Genomic DNA, 16,272 nt, shown 5'->3' with positions numbered 1-16,272 from the left:
ATCTGTCACCGCTGGCGAGCATGCTCGAGCGGGCCGATGTCACCGACATCTATGTCAACCGCCCGGGCGAGGTGTGGGTGGAGACCACCAGCGGCACGATCGAGCGGCATGAGGCGCCGGGACTTGACGAGGCGACCCTGTCGCGGCTCGCGCGCCAGATCGCCGCGCTGTCGCACCAGGGCATCAGCCGCGAGCATCCCTTGCTCTCGGCGACCCTGCCCGACGGCGCGCGCGTCCAGGTGGTCGGCCCGCCGGCGACGCGCGGTCCGCTGGCACTCGCGATCCGCAAGCATGTCTCGCCCGATCTCGCGCTCAGCGATTATGTCGCGAGCGGCGCCTTCGCCGAGACGCGGCATGGCGAGGAAGATACGACGGACATCGACCGCGCGCTGACGATGATGCTCGATGCCGGCGACATCGCCGGCATGCTCGCCAGGGCCGTGAAGGCGCGCAAGAACATCCTCGTCTCGGGCGGCACCTCGACCGGCAAGACCACTTTCCTCAACGCGCTGATCCGCGAGATCCCGGCGGACGAACGCCTGATCCTGATCGAGGACACGCCCGAGCTTCATCTGCGTCACGACAATGCCGTCGGTCTGCTTGCGGCGCGCAGCGCGCTGGGCGAGGCGCGGGTGAGCGCCGACGACCTGCTCGGCGCGTCGCTGCGCATGCGGCCCGATCGGATCATCCTGGGCGAGCTGCGCGGCGAGGAGGCCTATGCGTTCCTGCGCGCGGTCAATACCGGGCATCCGGGATCGATGACCACGGTTCATGCCGACAGCGCGGAGCGGGCAGTCGAACAGATCGCGCTGCTGGTGCTGCAGACCGGCACGCGGCTGAACCGGGACGATGTGCTGCATTATGTGCGGAGCACGGTCGACGTGTTCGTCCAGCTCGCGCGCGCGGGTGGGCGGCGGCATGTGGCGGAGGTTGTGCTCCGGCGTCGGGGCTAGAGAGCCGAGCCTGAAATTCCCTGTTCCGGAGCAAAGAACAGGGAAATAACAGGGAAATCTTTTATTTTTCGGCATGATCGGGCGATTTTCCGCCGGTATTATACTTCTATAACAGTGTGTTGAATAGAAATTCCCTGTTATTGGATAACAGGGAATTCGACTCCGGATAACAGGGAAAATTTCCGCCGGAACAGGGAATTCCATTTCGCCAGACCTGTGAAAGAGCAGCGCGGGTTTCTATCGCGGAACCACGCTGCAACAGTTTCCATCGGTTTTGAATCAACGGCGTCAGGAGATCAGGTTTCGGCGCGATTCCCACGGGGACGCAGCAAGGCGCGCGGGCGCAGAATATGCGCGCAGGTGGCGTGACCGTTCGCCTTGTCGGACTCGTCCGCAGGTATCTGGCCGGTATCGGGAAGCGCCATCCAGGTGATGCCTTGCGCCGTGCAGAGCTCGACGAAATGCTGCCCGGGGCCGGCCGCCTGAACCGGGGATGCCGACAGCACGAAGAGCGCGGGCCCGACCAGCATCAGCCCGACGCGCTCGCCGGACAGGCGGCGGCGTGGGCCGGCCTCATCCTCGTCGCAATGGGTGTCTTCCCCGGCCGGCACGCAAAGCCCTTTCCTGAAGCGGCAGCGATCCGCGGCACGTCAGTTGCGGCATCATGAAGCGCTTTGCCTGCTTCTACGACCGCAAAAAGCCCCGATTTGGCGTCAACCCCGCATCGGCCGAAACGGCGACGCGCTATGGTGCGCGAACATCGGGGCGGAGGAGGGCAGCGTGGAGAGCGACGTCAAGCAGATCATCGGCATTCCGGTGTACGATTCAGTCGACATGCTCGACGTGACCGGTCCGTACGAGATGTTCACCTGGGCAGGGTTCGAGATCGAACTGGTCGCGGCGGAAAGCCGCATGCACTGTTTCCGCGAAGGCTTCCGCTTCGAAGTGCTCAAGACCTTTGCCGAGGCGAGCCCCGATTATGCCGCGCTGTGGGTGCCGGGCGGCGACCCCGCGGCGCTCAATGTGCTGATGAAGGACGAGACCTATCTTGGCTTCCTGCGCGACAAGGCAGCGGTGACGCCGCTGGTCGCCTCGGTGTGCGAAGGGGCGATGCTGCTCGCGGCGGCGGGCCTGCTCGACGGCTATGAGGCGACGACGCACTGGGCGTTCATCCCGTGCCTCAAGCGCTACAAGCATGTGAAGGTGGTCGAGGGCCATCCGCGCTATCATCTCGACCGCGACCGGCTGACCGGCGGCGGCATCTCCTCGGGGCTGGACGAGTCATTGCGGCTGATCGAGCTGCTCAACGGCACCGAGGCGGCGGAGGCGGTGCAGCTCTCGACTCAATATTATCCCTGCCCGCCGGTCGGCGGCGCCATCCCGGACACCGACGATTGCCCGCTGGACAAGGCGGGCAACACGGTGCCGCTCTGCATTCCCTGCTGACGGGCTTGCCGTCGATCGCCGCGCGCCGCATCTAGCGTCGATGCGAACCACCTCCGACAGCGTATCCGTGCGCCTGTATCATTTGTCCGACGGCAATGACGGGGGAGGGGCGTCGACCCTGTTCTACGGGCCGCTCAGCGAAGCGATGGTCATCGCCGCGGCCCAGCCGGAAGAGGTGCAGGACGGGCTGTTCCTGGCGACGGACAATGATGTCGTGGCGTATCTGGATCTGATCGAGGGTTAGCGCCAGACCCGCGCATCGAACCAGTCAGCTGCGTCCTCGCCGTAGAGCAGCAGGATGGCGAAGGCTTCCATGGTCAGCTGGACGAGCGATACAGCCAGGGCGGCCGCGCCGCCGTCATTGACTGGATCGACCACGCCGATGCTGCGCAGAAAGACGACGCTCGTCACCACACCCAGCACCCAGCGCGCGACCAGTGCACCGCGCGCGGAGCGCGACTTGAAGAAGAAGACGAGCAGCATCAGCGACACGGCGAAAGCCGCACCGAACATCCTGATCGCAAGGATCCTGCCGGCAAGGGTCGCGCTTGCCTCGGGCGTGATCGCAAAGCCGAAGGTCATCGATCGGGAAGTGTAGATGGCGAGCGCGACGGAGAGCACGACCGAGCAGCCGAACAGCACTGCGAATAGCCGGATCGATAGTGGTTGTGGCACGATATTCCCCGCGTCGGCGCCACCTGCGTGGCGCCGACAGGAGCGAGTAGTTGGAGGGGATTAAGGGCCGGTAAAGTAGCAGGTTACGGTCGATCCCGCCGGCTACCTTATGCTCCAGCAGGAGAGGATAGTGTCGCTTGGCAGCTTGCTGTTTAGCGAAACCTGGTGATCAGACAACGACTTCGCTCTCCACCCGGCCGGCATCCCCGAAGACGCGCAGATAGCGCGCGATCTCGGTCGGGTCGCCGGTTGCCTTGGCGGGGTTGTCGGAAAGCTTGACCGCCGGGTGGCCATTGGCGCTCGTCACCTTGCACACCAGCGAGATCGGCTCGAGCCCCTCGTTGCCGTGCGGGTCGCAGCCGCGGAAATCATTGGTGAGGTTGGTGCCCCAGCCGAAGCTCATGCGCACGCGGCCGTGGAAATGGCGATAGGTCCGCTCGATCGAGTCGACGTCCATTCCGTCGGAGAAGATCAGCAGCTTCTCGCGCGGATCGACGTCGTGGCGCATCCACCAGGCGATGATCTGCTCGCCGGCCTCGATCGGCGGCGCGCTGTCGGGGCGGAAGCCGGTCCAGTCGGCGACCCAGTCGGGCGCATCGGCCAGGAAGGCAGTCGTCCCGAAGGCGTCGGGCAGCACGATCAGCAGATTGCCGGCATAATGCTGGCGCCATTCCTCAAGCACGCGATACGGTGCGGCGGCGAGTTCCGCATCGTCGCGGGCAAGCGCGGCGGCGACCATCGGCAGCTCATGCGCATTGGTGCCGATCGCCTCCAGGTCGCCATCCATCGCCAGCAATATGTTGGAGGTGCCGATGAAACGGTCGCCAAGTCCTTCCTTCAGCGCTTCGACACACCAGCGTTGCCACAAATGGCCATGCCGCCGCCGCGTGCCGAAATCGGAGAGGACCAGATCGGGCAATTGTCTGAGCCGTTCGACCTTGTCCCACAGTTTCGCCTTGGCGCGGGCATAGGTGACGTCGAGCTCGAAACGGCCATGATTGCGCAACGCGGCGCGGGAGCGAAGCTCGTTGATGATAGTGAGCGCGGGAATCTCCCACATTGTCGTGTGAGTCCACGGGCCGGCGAAGCGCAGCTCATATTGGCCGTCGACAATGTGCAGCTCATAAGGCGGCAGCTGGAATTCGGCGAGCCAGGCGATGAAGTCGGGCGCGAACATCCGCTCCTTGCCGTAGAAGCTGTTGCCGGCGAGCCAGATCAGCTCCTTCTTGCCGAAGCGCACCGTCCGGGCATGATCGAGCTGGGCGCGCAATTCGCCTTCGTCGATGGTGTCGGCGAGCCTGACCGTCTTCGTGCGGTTGAGGACCGAGAAGGTCACCTCTACATCCGAATGGAGATGCCGGATCATCTGCAGCATGAGCAGTTTGTAGAAATCGGTATCGAGCAGGCTGCGCACGATCGGATCGAGCCGCCAGCCGTGATTATAGGTGCGCGTCGCTATATCAGTCAGGACCATGGCAAGCTTTTCCCGGCAAACGCCGCGGGCGTCTACCCCAATGCTGGAGCATGAGATGAAGAAGATCGTGATCGTCGTCGACACCCAGGCGGATTTCATGAATCCGGACGGCGCGCTGGCGGTGGGCGGTGCCGATGCGCTGGCCGGGCCGATGAACGCCTGGCTCGGGGCACTCAGCCCCGACGATACGGCCGGGGTACTGTTCACCTTCGACACGCATTTTGCCGATACCTATCCGCTGTCGGAAGAGGCGAAGGAGTTTCCGATCCACTGCGTCCGCGAGACGCCTGGCTGGCACAATGTGCTTGATACGGCACAGGTCGACCCGGCCATTCCGGTCTGGCGCCTGGAAAAGGGCGTGTTCGCGATGTGGCGGGAAGCGGGGCTGACGGTCGAGCCGATCGACGCCGGCGCGCCGATCGATCGCGATGCTTTCTTCCGCGACCTGAAGGCAGCGGGCGTCGCGGAAGCGATCGTGATCGGCGTGGCGGCGGATTATTGCGTGCGCTGGGCGATCGACGGGTTGGTCGAGCGCGGGTTCCGCGTCACCGTGCCGCAGGCGCTCACGCGGGGCATCGCCCGGCCGATCGATCAGGTCCTGGCCGAGGATTTCGCAGGGCAGGCCGTGGCCCTGGCCTGAGGCGCCGGCCCTCGCACCATTATGGACCCGAACGTGCCGCTTTGGGATAGGGACGGCCCGTGCGGGCTCTTGGAGCAGTCGCCGCGCCCGGGCTATTGTGGTGTCACACAATCACGGCGGGACAACCCGACCTGATGAGGGGCGCTATATGAGGCTGGTTAGTGAACGCTCCGAAGCAGTCATAGCGCAGGAAGCGGCGGGGGGCTCCGTCGCGTCGGCGGTTCGGGAACTGACGGCCAATCTCATCCTCGTGGCGCGGGGCGCCGGCAAGGCGCAGGATGTCGGCCGTCAGGCCATGGCCCTGATCGAGTCCTTTCAGGAATATCACGACGCGTTCGGGCGGCTGCCCGGGCAGGAATTGACCGACTTCCTCGATCACGACCAGCTGTGGAGCGATGTCGACTGGTCGAGGTTCGACGACGACTATGCGGACCGGCACTTCGCGACGATCAAGATGGTCCGCGGCGCGCTGCAGATGACGGCGTCGAGCCTGCAGGGGCAGCGGAGCGAGTATCTCGCGGGCGAACGCGAACTGCACGACGGCAGCCGCGCTCGCCAGGATACGCTGGCCCGTGCGCATGCCCGATCGGACAAGGCTGCGCGATGGCCGCTGGGGCGAACCGCAAAATAGCCGGCGGGCCAAAGGCCCCAGACCAGTTCGTCGCGGTAGCTTGACTCATTCATATCTCACTGGTTATGGATTGACCCATAGCCAGAGAGTTATCGATTACGCATGACGAACGCACAGGACATTATTTTCAGGACCCTCGCGGATCCGACGCGACGCGCCCTTTTCGAGCGGCTGTGCCGCGACGGAGAGCAGACGGTCGGGTCGCTGACGTCTCAGGCGGGGGTCTCTCAACCGGCTGTGTCCAAGCATCTCGGCGTCCTGAAACAGGCCGGGCTGGTGCGCGACCGCCCCGATGGCCGGCTGACTCATTACAGCGCGCTGCCCGATGCTCTCGCGCCACTGATTGACTGGACAAGCCAGATGGCGGGGTTTTGGCAAAGCCGGTTCGACGATCTCGAAGACCTGCTCAGAAGGATGGACCAATGACCGATACCGCGATTGAAACGCGCACCGTCACTGTCGAGCGTGACATTGCGTATCCGCCGGAAAAGATCTGGCGGGCGCTCACTCAACCGCATCTGATCGAGGAGTGGTTGATGAAGGCTGACTTCAAGCCCGTGGTGGACCATCGTTTCCGCTTCAGCGCTGACTGGGGCGGCGTCGACTGTCAGGTCCTAGAGGTCGAGCCGCACCGTACATTGTCCTATAGCTGGGCCGGCATGGGCCTCGAAAGTGTGGTCACCTGGACTCTCAGTGCCACCGACACGGGCACGCGCCTCCGCATGGAACAGGTGGGTTTCAAGCCGGACCAGCAACAGGCCTATTTCGGCGCCAAGGCGGGGTGGCCGCGCTTCTTCGGCAATCTGGAGCAACTGCTGGCGCGCATCGACTGATATCGCCGCCATCCTTCTAAAGGAGATTTTATGTTGAGCACCTGGATCCGGCAGACTCATCGCTGGCTGTCCATCATCTTCACGGCGACCGTGCTCGCCAATTTCGTCGCCATGGCGCTGGGCACCCCGCCGCCCTGGATCGTCTATTCGCCGCTGCTCCCGCTCTTCCTTCTGCTGTTCAGCGGGCTGTACATGTTCTTCCTGCCCTATGCCGCCCGGTGGCGCAGCGGGCGACGAGTCGCCGGATAGGGCGATGTCCGGCGGGTCAAAGGCGCCGCCGCTTCTCGCGGGCGGCAATCCGCAGGTCGCGAAGGGCGAGGGCGATGCCCCGGTGCAGGCCTATATCGCGGCGATGCCGGGGTGGAAGAGCGAGGTCGGGCGCCGCCTCGACGCGCTGATCGAGCGTACCGTTCCCGGCGTTCACAAGGCGGTAAAGTGGAACTCGCCGCTGTACGGCGTCGAGGGCGAGGGCTGGTTCCTGGGCATCCATTGCTTCACCGATTACGTGAAGCTGGCCTTTTTCCGCGGCACGTCGCTGCATCCGGTGCCGCCGGTCGAATCGAAGAGCAACGACACACGGTATTTCCATATCCGTGAAGGCGATGATTTCGAGGCGCAACTCGCCGCCTGGGTGACGCAGGCCAGCCAATTGCCCGGCGAACGGATGTGAGTGATTGCCGGCCAAGCATGGAGCATAGGATGAGTAGTTCGAAGGATGAAGGCGGGGATTCCCCCTCCCGGTTGATCGATACAAGGATCACGGAATTGGGCGACTGGCGGGGCGAGATGCTTGCCCGGCTCCGCGGCCTGATCAAACAGGCGGAGCCCGATGTGGTCGAGGAGTGGAAGTGGCGCGGCGTTCCGGTGTGGGAACGCGACGGCATGATCTGCACCGGCGAGACCTACAAGCAGGTCGTGAAGCTGACCTTCGCCAAGGGGGCGTCGCTGGAGGACCCGTCAGGTCTGTTCAACTCCAGCCTCGACGGCAATGTCAGGCGCGCCATCGATTTCCATGAGAACGACAAGGTCGATGAGGACGCGCTGAAGGCGCTGGTTCGCGCCGCGGTGGCGCTCAACAGGTCGACCGTTCGTCCCCGCCGTTCGGGGAAGAGCTAGGGCTATCTGCGGCCGGGTTTCGGCATCTTGCCAACATGTTGCGCGCGCTCGGCAAAGTGCAGCCAGAATAGCACCGGTTTCACTCCGGAATTGCCTCGATCGCCCCTGACGGCGCGCCGCATCGCTGGTGCGACCGGGGCGCTCCGGCTAAGCTGGTGGGAATCGGGGGTAAATAGTGGCGATCAGCAATCGGATCATCGGCGCCGGCGTCGTGCTGGCACTTGGCTGCGCGGGTGTCGCGGTGGCGCAGGAAAAGTCGTCGGCAGACCCGATTCCGGTTCGCCGTACCGTCCTGGCGGATCCGGCGATCCGGTCCGGCGTGCTGCCGAACGGCATGCGCTATTTCATCATGCGGGCGGCGCTCCCCGCCAATGGGCTTTCGCTGCGCCTGGGGATCGACACCGGAAGCTTCGAGGAAGCGGAAACCGAGCGCGGCTACGCGCATCTCGTCGAGCACATGGCGTTCCGTGCGACCCGGTCGGCGCCGGATGGGGGACTCGATCGCCGCTTCGGAGCGCTCGGCGTTGCTTTCGGCCGTGACCAGAACGCCCAAACCACGGTTTTTGCGACGACCTATAAACTCGATTTCGGCAAGGCGGACGAACAGGGCGTGGACGAAGGCTTCCGCTGGCTGCGCGACGTCGCCGACGGTGTGGCCTTCCCGGCTCCTGCCGTCGCCACCGAGCGCAATGTCGTGCTCGCCGAGCGGCAATCGCGCGAGAGCCCCGAGACCAAGGCGGGCGAGGCGGTGGGCCGCTTCAACACGCCGGAAATGCGCGCGGTCAACCGCCTTCCCGGCGGCACGCCCGAGGCGCTCGCCGCCGCCATACCCGACACGCTGCGGGCCTTTTACGATCGCTGGTACCGGCCCGAGCATGCCGTGCTGGTGGCCGTTGGCGACCAGCCGGTCGAGGCGCTGGAGGCGCGGGTCACGGCAAGCTTCTCCACCTGGCAAGGAAAGGGCGATCGACCAACGCGTGCGCCTTTTGGCAAGGCCGATCTCAGCCGCGGTCTCGACACTTTCTCGACGGTCGCGCCGGGCATGGCGACGATCGTGTCGGCATGCCGGGTACAGCCGCCCTTGCCGCGCGATACCAGCGAGATCGACCGCACGACGCGGGAGGCCCGGAACGCGATCTGGCAGGCTATCCTGGCAGAGCGGTTCAAGTCGCTGGTCAACGCCGGCAACAGTGGCCTTGTCGGGGCGGCCATCGTCGATAACAGCCAGCGTGAATATGCCGGCACCTGCCTGATTGTCGTGCCCTCGGGAGAAAAATGGGAAAAGGGGCTCGCTGCGGCCCAGGCCGAGCTTCGCCGCTTCGCGAAGGACGGGCCCACCGAACGCGAACTGGAGGTGCAGCTGGAGGCCGGGCGCGGCGCGTTGCGCGGTGCCATCTCCCTTGCCGACGGGCGATTGGGTCCCGCGCTGGCGGACACGATCCTGGCGCGCGCTGCCGAATGGCGCACCACGCCATCACCACGGGAGGCGATGCACGCCTATGACGTGGCTGTCGAGGGTCTGGATCCGGCCGGGGTCAAGGCGTCCTTCGCGGCGGCATGGTCGGGAGCCGGCCCGCTGGTGACGCTCGTCATGCCCAAGCCCGTCGATCGGGAGGCCATCCGCGCGGCCTGGATTCGCGCGGAAGGTGGAACGGCGCTGGCGGCCTTCAGCGATCGCAAGAAGCTCGCCTGGGCCTATACCGATTTCGGCACGGCGACCGCCGTCGTCCAGCGCGAGGAGATCAAGGTTCCCGGTTTCATCCGCCTGCGCTTCGGGAATGGCGTGATCCTCAACTTCAAGCATTCGACGCTGGAGAAGAACGAGGTCGAACTCAGGGCGCGTTTCGGCGCGGGCAGGCGCGAAATCGCCAACCAGGACCTGTTGGCCGCGACCCTCGGCGCCGGGCTGCTCTCGGCCGGTGGGCTGGGACGCTTGTCGGCGGAGGAGATGGAGGCCAGCCTGCAAGGGGTGGGCTGGGACCTGAAACTCCAGCTCGGCAACGAAGCCTTTGATTTCGGCAGCTCGACGACTCAGGCGAATCTGCAAACCCAGTTGCAGGTGTTCGCCGCCTTCATGACCGACCCCGGCTTTCGCCCGGTCATCGACGAACGCCTTCCCGATGCCATCGACATCATGTCGCGTATGTATCGCAGCAGTCCCGGCGCGGTCCTGGCCGATGCCTTTGTCGCGGCGGTCGACCCCGGCAATCCCGAGGTGCTGCCTGCCCGCGCGACGATGGACGCATGGCGCAGTGCCGATTTCGCGCGCGTGTTGAAGCCCGCGCTGGTCTCCGCGCCGATCGAATTGACCATCGTCGGCGATATCGAGGAAGCCGCCGCTATCCGGCTCGTCGCGGATACCTTCGGCGCACTGCCGCCGCGGCAGAAGGCGGACCGCGCGCTTCCCGGCACGCACTTCCTGCGCTTTGCCGATCGACCGGTGCCGGTGATCCGTGCCACGCACGAGGGCCCGGCGGATCGCGCCGTCGCGCGCCTCGTCTGGCCGCTGTATGTGGCGACTCCGGAGCGCCGAGCTGAGGAATATGCCCTGAAGCTGGCGGCCGCGGTGTTCGATACGGAACTGCGGCAGCGCATCCGGACTGACCTTGGCAAAAGCTATTCGCCGCAAGTGTTGACGCAGATGCCTGACCACGCCGATCAGGGGGTGCTCCTCGCGCAAATCGAGGGAAGCCCGACCGATCTGGATAGCCTGGTGGCCGAGGCGCAGATTGTGGCACGCAAGATCGCCTCGGGCGGCATAACGGCCGAGGCGCTGGAAGCTGCCCGCCGACCGATGCTGGCCCAGATGGCGTCGTTGCGGGGGCGCAACGTCTGGTGGGCGGGTGCCCTTGACGGTTCAGCGGCGAACCCGGCGCTGATCGAGGAGGCGATGGGCTTCGAGTCGCTCATGTCTTCCATCACGGTCGATCAGGTGAACGCGGCAGCGGCCAAATGGCTCGCCCCGGCGCCCATCGTGGCGATTGCCGCACCGGTTGTCGGCGCGGGTTCGAATGCCGCAGCACCGGCGGCCGGCGGAGCGGCAAAAGGCCGCAAGGGAGGCGGGCGATGACATATTGGAGGATGCTGGCCGTCGCGATGGTGCTTGCCGCGCCGACCGCAGGAATGGCCGCAGATGCGCCCGCGCTCGTGGCCCAGGCAATCGCGCAACTCGAATCGAATCCCAAAGCGGCGCTGCGCAATAGCGAAAAGGCCCTGGGCCTCGATCAATCGGTAAAGGGTGGCCAGCTGGCCCGTGCGCAAGCGCTGGAGGCGCTCGGTCGCGGGGCGGACGCCGGTGCCGCTTACCGGCTGGCGCTGGCCGCCAGCCCTGAGGATCGCACTGCCGCGCTCGGCCTGGCCCGCGCGGAGCGTAAAGCCGGCAATCTGCAAGCGGCGCTCACGATCCTGAATAGGCTGGTGGGCGCTGGCGAGGACGGCGATGCGCGGTTCGAGCGCGCCCTGGTCTTCAACAAGCTCGACCAGCCCGACAAGGCATTGGCCGATTATACCGCGCTGATCGCGGCCCGGCCGTCGCCAAGCGCCCTGTACAATCGGGGCTGGATCCTTGCGGGCCGCAAGGACGATACGAAAGCGCTGGCGGATTTCGAGCAGGCGCACACGCTCGACCCGAAGGATGCCGATACGCTGAACTCGATCGGCAGCATGCTCATTCGGCTCGATCGAAACGAGGAAGCGCTGGCGCGGTACGATGCGGTACTCGCGGCCGACGGCAGGAACGCGAGCGCGTTGTTCGGTCGTGCCGACGCCAATTATAATCTCGGGCGCTGGCGGGCTGCCGCCACCGCTTATCACGCGCGCGCCGCCTTGCCCGAGCCGCTCGACGCGCTGGTGCTGGAGGCGAAGGCGCTGAGCCAGGCCGGCGACGCCAAGGCAGCGATGGCGGCCTATGATCGTGCGATCCGCGTCGATCGGCAATCGACGGACGCGTTGACGGGACGCGCCGCACTGTTCGAGGCGAACGGGGACACGGCGAAAGCCGTTGCGGATTATGGTCGTGCGATCGCGGCCGCCCCGAAAGATGCGACCTTCCGCGTCCAGCGCGCTCTGGCGTTGCGCAGCGATCAACCAGCCGCAGCATTGGCCGACATCGATGCCGCGCTCAAGCTCGATCCCAAATCGACCTATGCGCTGAACACGCTCGGGCTGATCCATAATGATGCCGAGGAATATGACGAGGCGATCGCGGCTTTTGACAAGGCCCTGGCGATCGACCCCGAATATGAGGCCGTTTATTACAATCGCGGCAACGCCTACGCCTCGCAGGGGCGCCAGGACCGGGCGATCCGCGACTATAATGCGTCGCTGCGGCTGTCGCCTCGCGATCCGGACACGTTGAACGCAAAGGGCGAGGCGTATCGCCAGATCGACGACTATCCGCGCGCGATCGAGGAGTTCGACGCGGCCATCAGCGGCAATCCGGATCTCGCGCTCGCCTATTGGCGTCGCGCGGAAGCGCATGAGGCACTGGGCGATCTCCAGGCCGCCAAATCCGACCGCGCCCGCGCGCTCGTGCTCGATCCGACTCTTGCCGATTCCTGAGCCGGCTTTCGAATATCGATGCGGCCAGCCCTGATCCGATCGGGCCGGTTGCATGGTGATCGCCCGTCTCGATCCAGGGCCGGCTTGGGGCCCTTGGCATCCTTCTCTGCGGTATCCTGGTTCCGGGCTATTGGAAGGCAGTGGCGCGCCCGGCAGGAGTCGAACCTGCGGCCTCAAGATTAGAAGTCTCGTGCTCTATCCAACTGAGCTACGGGCGCGCGATGGCGCGGGGATTAGCGCGGATTGCGCGGGGGCGAAACCGGCTTCATAAAATGCCTGCACGAACATTGGGGAACGGCATGGCGGACGGTAGCGGGCTGAAGACAGTCAGCGCAGGGGAGGTGGCCGGGGGCCATTTCCGTTATTATGATTTCGTGATGGCCGCGTTCGTCGCGATCATCCTGCTGTCCAACGTCCTGGGTGCCGGCAAGGTGGCGGTGGTGAACCTGCCCGGCATCGGCCTGTGGCCGTTCGGCGCCGGCATCCTGTTCTTCCCGATCAGCTATGTCATCGGCGACGTGCTGACCGAGGTCTATGGCTATGCCCGCGCCCGGCGGGTGATCTGGGCCGGCTTTGTCGCGGTCGCCTTCATGGCGTTCATGTCCTGGGTCGTCGTTGCGCTGCCGCCGTCGCCCGACTGGAAGAACCAGGCTGCATACGAAGTCATCTTCGGCCAGGTGCCGCGGATCGTGTTCGCCTCGATGATCGCTTTCTGGGCGGGCGAGTTCGTCAATTCCTATGTGCTCGCGCGCATGAAGATCTGGACCAGGGGCAAGCATCTCTGGACCCGGACGATCGGTTCGACGATCGCCGGGCAGGGCGTGGACAGCCTGATCTTCTATCCGCTCGCCTTCCTCTATGCCGAGGGCTGGACCAACGATCTGGTGCTGAAGGTGCTGATCACGCAATGGGTGCTGAAGGTGTCGTGGGAAGTGCTGCTGACGCCGGTCACCTATCTCGTCGTCAATTTCCTGAAACGCCGCGAGGGCGTGGACGTGTTCGACGAAGGCACCGATTTCACACCGTTCAAAGCGCGTGTTTGATCATCTCAGCGCCTTCCAGCAAGGCAAGCTCTGGCTGACCAACCATAGCGGGCTCTCCAAGGATGCGCTGCACGTCTATATCGGCCTGCTGATCCTGTTCGGGGCAGCGCGGCTGTTCAAATGGCGGGTGGGTGACTGGCGCCCCTGGCTGGTGGTCTTGGCCTTCGCCGTAGCGGGCGAGGCATGGGACATTCGCGACGTGATCGTGATCAACGTGAAGCCTGAGCTCGCGGCGAACTGGCACGATATCTGGAATACCTGTTTCTGGCCGGCCGCGCTCACTCTGCTGGTGCGCTACACGCACCTGTTCCGCGCCAGAGAGATAACCGAATAGGTTACAATAAAAGGGAGTCCGAGGCCGGAATCGAACCGGCTCATGGCGGATTTGCAGTCCGCTGCGTTCCCATTTCGCCACTCGGACGACTGCTGCCCTCAGGAGTGACCGGCGGGATTTGCACCCGCTGGCACCGGAATCACAGACCGGCCGCGCACTATATTGCGTTCGGCCACGCCTGAAGGCAGCAGAATTCTGGGGATTTTCAGAGGTGAGGAAACGGGATCGGATCCCGCGCCGTTCCGCCGACGAAGCGGGCACCCCTTATCGTGCCGCGCCCCGAATGCAGGGCGCAGCTATGCGAGCGTCAATGTCGACAGCTGGCGAGGCGCGGTTGCGCGAAGGGGATGGTCATGGCCATGATCCGGCTATGACAGCGGTCGATCCGCAATGCAATAGCCTATTTGGCTAAATTCGGGTTCAGGCCCCGACGGTCTCGAGCAGGCCTTCGAACAGCCGCCGGCCGTCCACGCCGCCATGGGCCGCTTCGATGCGGCGTTCCGGATGCGGCATCATGCCCAGCACATTGCCCGCGGCATTGAGCACACCGGCGATCTTGCGCGCCGACCCGTTGACCTGACCGGCATAGCGGAAGGCGACGCGGCCTTCGCCTTCGAGCCGGTCGAGCGTCTCCGAATCCGCGAAATAATTGCCGTCGTGATGGGCGACGGGGACAGTGATCGTCTCGCCCTGGCCATAGCGGCTGGTGAAGGCGGACTGCGCATTGGCGACGGTCAGTTCGACGTCGCGGCAGACGAAGTCCAGGCCTTCGTTGCGCATCAGCGCGCCCGGGAGCAGGCCGGTCTCGGTCAGTACCTGGAAACCGTTGCAGACGCCGAGCACTGGCAGCCCGCGTTCCGCGGCCTCGACCACCGCTCGCATCACCGGCGATCGCGCAGCCACCGCGCCGGAACGCAGATAGTCGCCATAGGAGAAGCCGCCGGGCAGGGCGACGAGGCCGGTGCCGTCAGGCAGGCTGGTCTCGCCATGCCACACCATGGCCGGCTTCACGCCGGTGACGGCTTCGAGCGCGACGGCGAGGTCGCGGTCGCAATTGGAGCCCGGAAAGACGATGACCGCTGTCTTCATGCCCGTTCCACCCGGTAGTTTTCGATCACGGTGTTGGCGAGCAGCTTGCGGCACATCTCGTCGATGCTCGCGTCGGTGGTGCCGTCGTCCACGTCGAGCTCGATCAGCTTGCCGGCACGGACATCGTTGATCCCGGCAAAGCCGAGGCCGTCCAGCGCCTTGTGGATCGCCTTGCCTTGCGGATCGAGCACGCCGTTCTTCAGCGTGACGAAGATGCGAAGCTTCATGAGCGTTTCCTGGGCTTGGGATTGGTTGGCGACCCTATGGCGAGCGCAGCGCCCTGCCGCAAGCTTCATGGAAAATTTACGCGCCCGGAGCAGCCTTTGGCTGCGTCCTGTGCGGGGCAGGGGCGGGGTAGGGAGTTTCAGCCATGGCCACTCTGGCAACGATCATGTTCATCGCGCTGTTCGCGTTCGGCGGGCAATATTTCGGCTGGAGCGACCCGAGTGGCCGCGTCCAGCTTGCATTGTTCAGCGCCTATATCTTCGGCATCATCGGCGGCTACCGGGTGAAGGGCTGAAGCGGAACGACTCCGAGGGGCTTATTTGCCCTTGCTCAGCCGGTGCTTCTCGAGGTCGAGCACCGCGCCGTCGGCACCTTCGGGCAGCAGGCCAAGGCGACGCGCGACTTCCTGATAGGCCTCGACTTCGCCGCCGAGATCGCGACGGAACCGGTCCTTGTCGAGTTTCTCGTTGGTTTCCATGTCCCACAGGCGGCAGCCATCGGGGCTGATCTCGTCGGCGAGGATCACCCGGGCATAGTCATTGTCCCAGATGCGGCCGAATTCGAGCTTGAAGTCGACGAGGCGGATGCCGATGCCGGCAAAGAGGCCGCACAGGAAATCGTTCACGCGGATGGCCAGGTCGGCGATGTCGTGCATCTCCTCCTGGCTCGCCCAGCCGAACGCCGCGATATGCTCGTCAGTGATCATCGGATCGCCGAGCGCGTCGTCCTTGTAATAATATTCGATGATCGTGCGGGGCAGCTGCGTACCCTCTTCGATGCCGAGGCGCGTCGACAGCGATCCGGCTGCGACATTGCGGATCACGACCTCGACCGGGATGATCTCGACCTGGCGGATCAACTGCTCGCGCATGTTGAGGCGGCGGATGAAGTGGGTCGGCACGCCGATATGGCCCAGCAGGGTGAAGACATGCTCGGAGATGCGGTTGTTCAGCACGCCCTTGCCGCTGATCGTCCCCTTTTTCTGGGCGTTGAACGCGGTCGCGTCGTCCTTGAAATACTGGATCAAGGTGCCGGGTTCGGGACCCTCGTAGAGGATCTTGGCTTTGCCTTCGTAGATCTGGCGGCGGCGAGCCATGATGGCGTTACCCTCGGAAAATGAGCAGCCCCGGCGGCGCGGATGCGCAGGCCGGGGCCGGAAGACCGGCGCTATATCGGAAGGGTGCCGGGGGCGCAATCAGCTTGGCCGCGGGGTTCTACGGATAGAGCGACTGTTGGGACGATGTGCAGCCGCT

At 65.0% G+C, this 16,272-nt stretch carries 21 protein-coding genes and 2 tRNA genes; 15 read left to right on the top strand and 8 right to left on the bottom strand.

Annotated elements, in window-relative coordinates; genetic code table 11:
* Positions 1-20 precede the first annotated feature (20 nt).
* Complete coding sequence (virB11, locus tag WC729_RS18500) at positions 21-953, top strand: P-type DNA transfer ATPase VirB11 (RefSeq protein ID WP_372855509.1); 933 nt, start codon at positions 21-23, stop codon at positions 951-953.
* A 296-nt stretch (positions 954-1,249) separates the two neighbouring features.
* Here the strand turns inward: virB11 and WC729_RS18495 are convergent, their stop codons facing one another.
* The gene (locus WC729_RS18495; protein ID WP_372855431.1) at positions 1,250-1,564 is read right to left on the bottom strand and encodes a hypothetical protein; all 315 of its coding nucleotides are present in this window, start codon (positions 1,562-1,564) and stop codon (positions 1,250-1,252) included.
* A 169-nt stretch (positions 1,565-1,733) separates the two neighbouring features.
* On the opposite strand from WC729_RS18495, the gene WC729_RS18490 reads away from it, so the two are divergent.
* Both WC729_RS18490 and WC729_RS18485 read left to right on the top strand, forming a co-directional pair.
* Positions 1,734-2,399 (top strand): DJ-1/PfpI family protein, encoded by a 666-nt coding sequence (locus tag WC729_RS18490; protein ID WP_372855429.1) that lies wholly within the window; start codon positions 1,734-1,736, stop codon positions 2,397-2,399.
* Between the two features lie 40 nt (positions 2,400-2,439).
* Positions 2,440-2,643, top strand: coding sequence for a hypothetical protein (locus WC729_RS18485; RefSeq protein WP_372855427.1), 204 nt, complete (start codon positions 2,440-2,442; stop codon positions 2,641-2,643).
* On the opposite strand, the gene WC729_RS18480 is transcribed toward WC729_RS18485, so the two are convergent.
* Positions 2,640-3,074: a hypothetical protein gene (locus WC729_RS18480; protein WP_372855425.1), complete on the bottom strand. Its 435-nt coding sequence runs from the start codon at positions 3,072-3,074 to the stop codon at positions 2,640-2,642. The genes WC729_RS18485 and WC729_RS18480 overlap by 4 nt on opposite strands.
* A 169-nt stretch (positions 3,075-3,243) precedes the next feature.
* Positions 3,244-4,548: a nicotinate phosphoribosyltransferase gene (pncB, locus tag WC729_RS18475; RefSeq protein ID WP_372855423.1), complete on the bottom strand. Its 1,305-nt coding sequence runs from the start codon at positions 4,546-4,548 to the stop codon at positions 3,244-3,246.
* Between the two features lie 55 nt (positions 4,549-4,603).
* Between pncB and WC729_RS18470 the strand changes: the two genes are divergently transcribed.
* The 9 genes from WC729_RS18470 (at position 4,604) to WC729_RS18430 (ending at position 12,328) form a co-directional block, all read left to right on the top strand.
* A complete protein-coding gene (locus tag WC729_RS18470) occupies positions 4,604-5,188 on the top strand; it encodes an isochorismatase family protein (protein WP_372855421.1) in 585 nt (194 codons plus the stop codon).
* A 148-nt stretch (positions 5,189-5,336) separates the two neighbouring features.
* Entirely contained in the window at positions 5,337-5,819 is a 483-nt protein-coding gene (locus WC729_RS18465; RefSeq protein ID WP_372855419.1) for a hypothetical protein, read from the top strand.
* A gap of 102 nt (positions 5,820-5,921) precedes the next feature.
* Positions 5,922-6,245 carry an ArsR/SmtB family transcription factor gene (locus WC729_RS18460; RefSeq protein ID WP_372855417.1) on the top strand — a complete coding sequence of 108 codons (324 nt, stop codon included), beginning with the start codon at positions 5,922-5,924 and terminating at the stop codon, positions 6,243-6,245.
* The gene (locus tag WC729_RS18455) at positions 6,242-6,652 is read left to right on the top strand and encodes an SRPBCC domain-containing protein (protein WP_372855415.1); all 411 of its coding nucleotides are present in this window, start codon (positions 6,242-6,244) and stop codon (positions 6,650-6,652) included. Before WC729_RS18460 ends, WC729_RS18455 begins: the two co-directional genes overlap by 4 nt.
* 30 nt (positions 6,653-6,682) lie before the next feature.
* Entirely contained in the window at positions 6,683-6,901 is a 219-nt protein-coding gene (locus WC729_RS18450) for a hypothetical protein (protein ID WP_372855413.1), read from the top strand.
* 4 nt (positions 6,902-6,905) lie between these two features.
* Complete coding sequence (locus WC729_RS18445; RefSeq protein ID WP_372855411.1) at positions 6,906-7,322, top strand: DUF1801 domain-containing protein; 417 nt, start codon at positions 6,906-6,908, stop codon at positions 7,320-7,322.
* 29 nt (positions 7,323-7,351) lie between these two features.
* A complete protein-coding gene (locus tag WC729_RS18440; protein WP_372855409.1) occupies positions 7,352-7,768 on the top strand; it encodes a DUF1801 domain-containing protein in 417 nt (138 codons plus the stop codon).
* A 175-nt stretch (positions 7,769-7,943) separates the two neighbouring features.
* Positions 7,944-10,838, top strand: a complete 2,895-nt coding sequence (locus WC729_RS18435) for a M16 family metallopeptidase (protein ID WP_372855407.1) — start codon at positions 7,944-7,946, stop codon at positions 10,836-10,838.
* Positions 10,835-12,328 (top strand): tetratricopeptide repeat protein, encoded by a 1,494-nt coding sequence (locus tag WC729_RS18430; protein WP_372855405.1) that lies wholly within the window; start codon positions 10,835-10,837, stop codon positions 12,326-12,328. The genes WC729_RS18435 and WC729_RS18430 overlap by 4 nt, the downstream gene beginning before the upstream one ends.
* Positions 12,329-12,469: 141 nt before the next feature.
* Here WC729_RS18430 and WC729_RS18425 read toward each other — a convergent pair.
* Positions 12,470-12,546: transfer RNA gene (locus WC729_RS18425), tRNA-Arg, on the bottom strand.
* Between the two features lie 81 nt (positions 12,547-12,627).
* Here WC729_RS18425 and WC729_RS18420 point away from each other — a divergent pair.
* Positions 12,628-13,371: a queuosine precursor transporter gene (locus WC729_RS18420; protein ID WP_372855403.1), complete on the top strand. Its 744-nt coding sequence runs from the start codon at positions 12,628-12,630 to the stop codon at positions 13,369-13,371.
* A complete protein-coding gene (locus WC729_RS18415) occupies positions 13,364-13,705 on the top strand; it encodes a hypothetical protein (RefSeq protein WP_372855401.1) in 342 nt (113 codons plus the stop codon). The genes WC729_RS18420 and WC729_RS18415 overlap by 8 nt, the downstream gene beginning before the upstream one ends.
* Before the next feature lie 15 nt (positions 13,706-13,720).
* Here WC729_RS18415 and WC729_RS18410 read toward each other — a convergent pair.
* The 3 genes from WC729_RS18410 to purS all read right to left on the bottom strand — a co-directional run bounded on the left by WC729_RS18410 (position 13,721) and on the right by purS (position 15,021).
* Positions 13,721-13,792, bottom strand: a tRNA-Cys gene (locus WC729_RS18410).
* A 333-nt stretch (positions 13,793-14,125) separates the two neighbouring features.
* The gene (gene purQ, locus WC729_RS18405) at positions 14,126-14,794 is read right to left on the bottom strand and encodes a phosphoribosylformylglycinamidine synthase subunit PurQ (protein ID WP_372855399.1); all 669 of its coding nucleotides are present in this window, start codon (positions 14,792-14,794) and stop codon (positions 14,126-14,128) included.
* Positions 14,791-15,021: a phosphoribosylformylglycinamidine synthase subunit PurS gene (gene purS, locus WC729_RS18400; protein ID WP_372855397.1), complete on the bottom strand. Its 231-nt coding sequence runs from the start codon at positions 15,019-15,021 to the stop codon at positions 14,791-14,793. The genes purQ and purS overlap by 4 nt, the downstream gene beginning before the upstream one ends.
* Before the next feature lie 143 nt (positions 15,022-15,164).
* Here purS and WC729_RS18395 point away from each other — a divergent pair, with 143 nt between their 5' ends.
* Positions 15,165-15,314 carry a hypothetical protein gene (locus WC729_RS18395; protein WP_372855395.1) on the top strand — a complete coding sequence of 50 codons (150 nt, stop codon included), beginning with the start codon at positions 15,165-15,167 and terminating at the stop codon, positions 15,312-15,314.
* Positions 15,315-15,335: 21 nt separating this feature from the next.
* Here WC729_RS18395 and purC read toward each other — a convergent pair whose 3' ends face one another.
* Positions 15,336-16,115 (bottom strand): phosphoribosylaminoimidazolesuccinocarboxamide synthase, encoded by a 780-nt coding sequence (gene purC / locus WC729_RS18390; RefSeq protein ID WP_372855393.1) that lies wholly within the window; start codon positions 16,113-16,115, stop codon positions 15,336-15,338.
* Between the last annotated feature and the right edge of the window lie 157 nt (positions 16,116-16,272).

It is taken from the genome of Sphingomonas sp., assembly GCF_041661825.1.
Classification (GTDB): domain Bacteria; phylum Pseudomonadota; class Alphaproteobacteria; order Sphingomonadales; family Sphingomonadaceae; genus Sphingomonas.
The sequence above is the reverse complement of the archived record's forward strand: the minus strand, read 5'-3'. Positions and strand labels throughout refer to the sequence as shown.

What these genes read in the sequence shown, in the direction of transcription:
- virB11 (WP_372855509.1), top strand. Translation starts at nt 21, where the DNA reads ATGCTCGAGCGGGCCGATGTCACCGACATCTATGTCAACCGCCCGGGC.
- WC729_RS18485 (WP_372855427.1), top strand. Translation starts at nt 2,440, where the DNA reads ATGCGAACCACCTCCGACAGCGTATCCGTGCGCCTGTATCATTTGTCC.
- pncB (WP_372855423.1), bottom strand. Translation starts at nt 4,548, where the DNA reads ATGGTCCTGACTGATATAGCGACGCGCACCTATAATCACGGCTGGCGG.
- WC729_RS18470 (WP_372855421.1), top strand. Translation starts at nt 4,604, where the DNA reads ATGAAGAAGATCGTGATCGTCGTCGACACCCAGGCGGATTTCATGAAT.
- WC729_RS18465 (WP_372855419.1), top strand. Translation starts at nt 5,337, where the DNA reads ATGAGGCTGGTTAGTGAACGCTCCGAAGCAGTCATAGCGCAGGAAGCG.
- WC729_RS18460 (WP_372855417.1), top strand. Translation starts at nt 5,922, where the DNA reads ATGACGAACGCACAGGACATTATTTTCAGGACCCTCGCGGATCCGACG.
- WC729_RS18455 (WP_372855415.1), top strand. Translation starts at nt 6,242, where the DNA reads ATGACCGATACCGCGATTGAAACGCGCACCGTCACTGTCGAGCGTGAC.
- WC729_RS18450 (WP_372855413.1), top strand. Translation starts at nt 6,683, where the DNA reads ATGTTGAGCACCTGGATCCGGCAGACTCATCGCTGGCTGTCCATCATC.
- WC729_RS18445 (WP_372855411.1), top strand. Translation starts at nt 6,906, where the DNA reads ATGTCCGGCGGGTCAAAGGCGCCGCCGCTTCTCGCGGGCGGCAATCCG.
- WC729_RS18440 (WP_372855409.1), top strand. Translation starts at nt 7,352, where the DNA reads ATGAGTAGTTCGAAGGATGAAGGCGGGGATTCCCCCTCCCGGTTGATC.
- WC729_RS18430 (WP_372855405.1), top strand. Translation starts at nt 10,835, where the DNA reads ATGACATATTGGAGGATGCTGGCCGTCGCGATGGTGCTTGCCGCGCCG.
- WC729_RS18420 (WP_372855403.1), top strand. Translation starts at nt 12,628, where the DNA reads ATGGCGGACGGTAGCGGGCTGAAGACAGTCAGCGCAGGGGAGGTGGCC.
- purQ (WP_372855399.1), bottom strand. Translation starts at nt 14,794, where the DNA reads ATGAAGACAGCGGTCATCGTCTTTCCGGGCTCCAATTGCGACCGCGAC.
- purS (WP_372855397.1), bottom strand. Translation starts at nt 15,021, where the DNA reads ATGAAGCTTCGCATCTTCGTCACGCTGAAGAACGGCGTGCTCGATCCG.
- WC729_RS18395 (WP_372855395.1), top strand. Translation starts at nt 15,165, where the DNA reads ATGGCCACTCTGGCAACGATCATGTTCATCGCGCTGTTCGCGTTCGGC.
- purC (WP_372855393.1), bottom strand. Translation starts at nt 16,115, where the DNA reads ATGGCTCGCCGCCGCCAGATCTACGAAGGCAAAGCCAAGATCCTCTAC.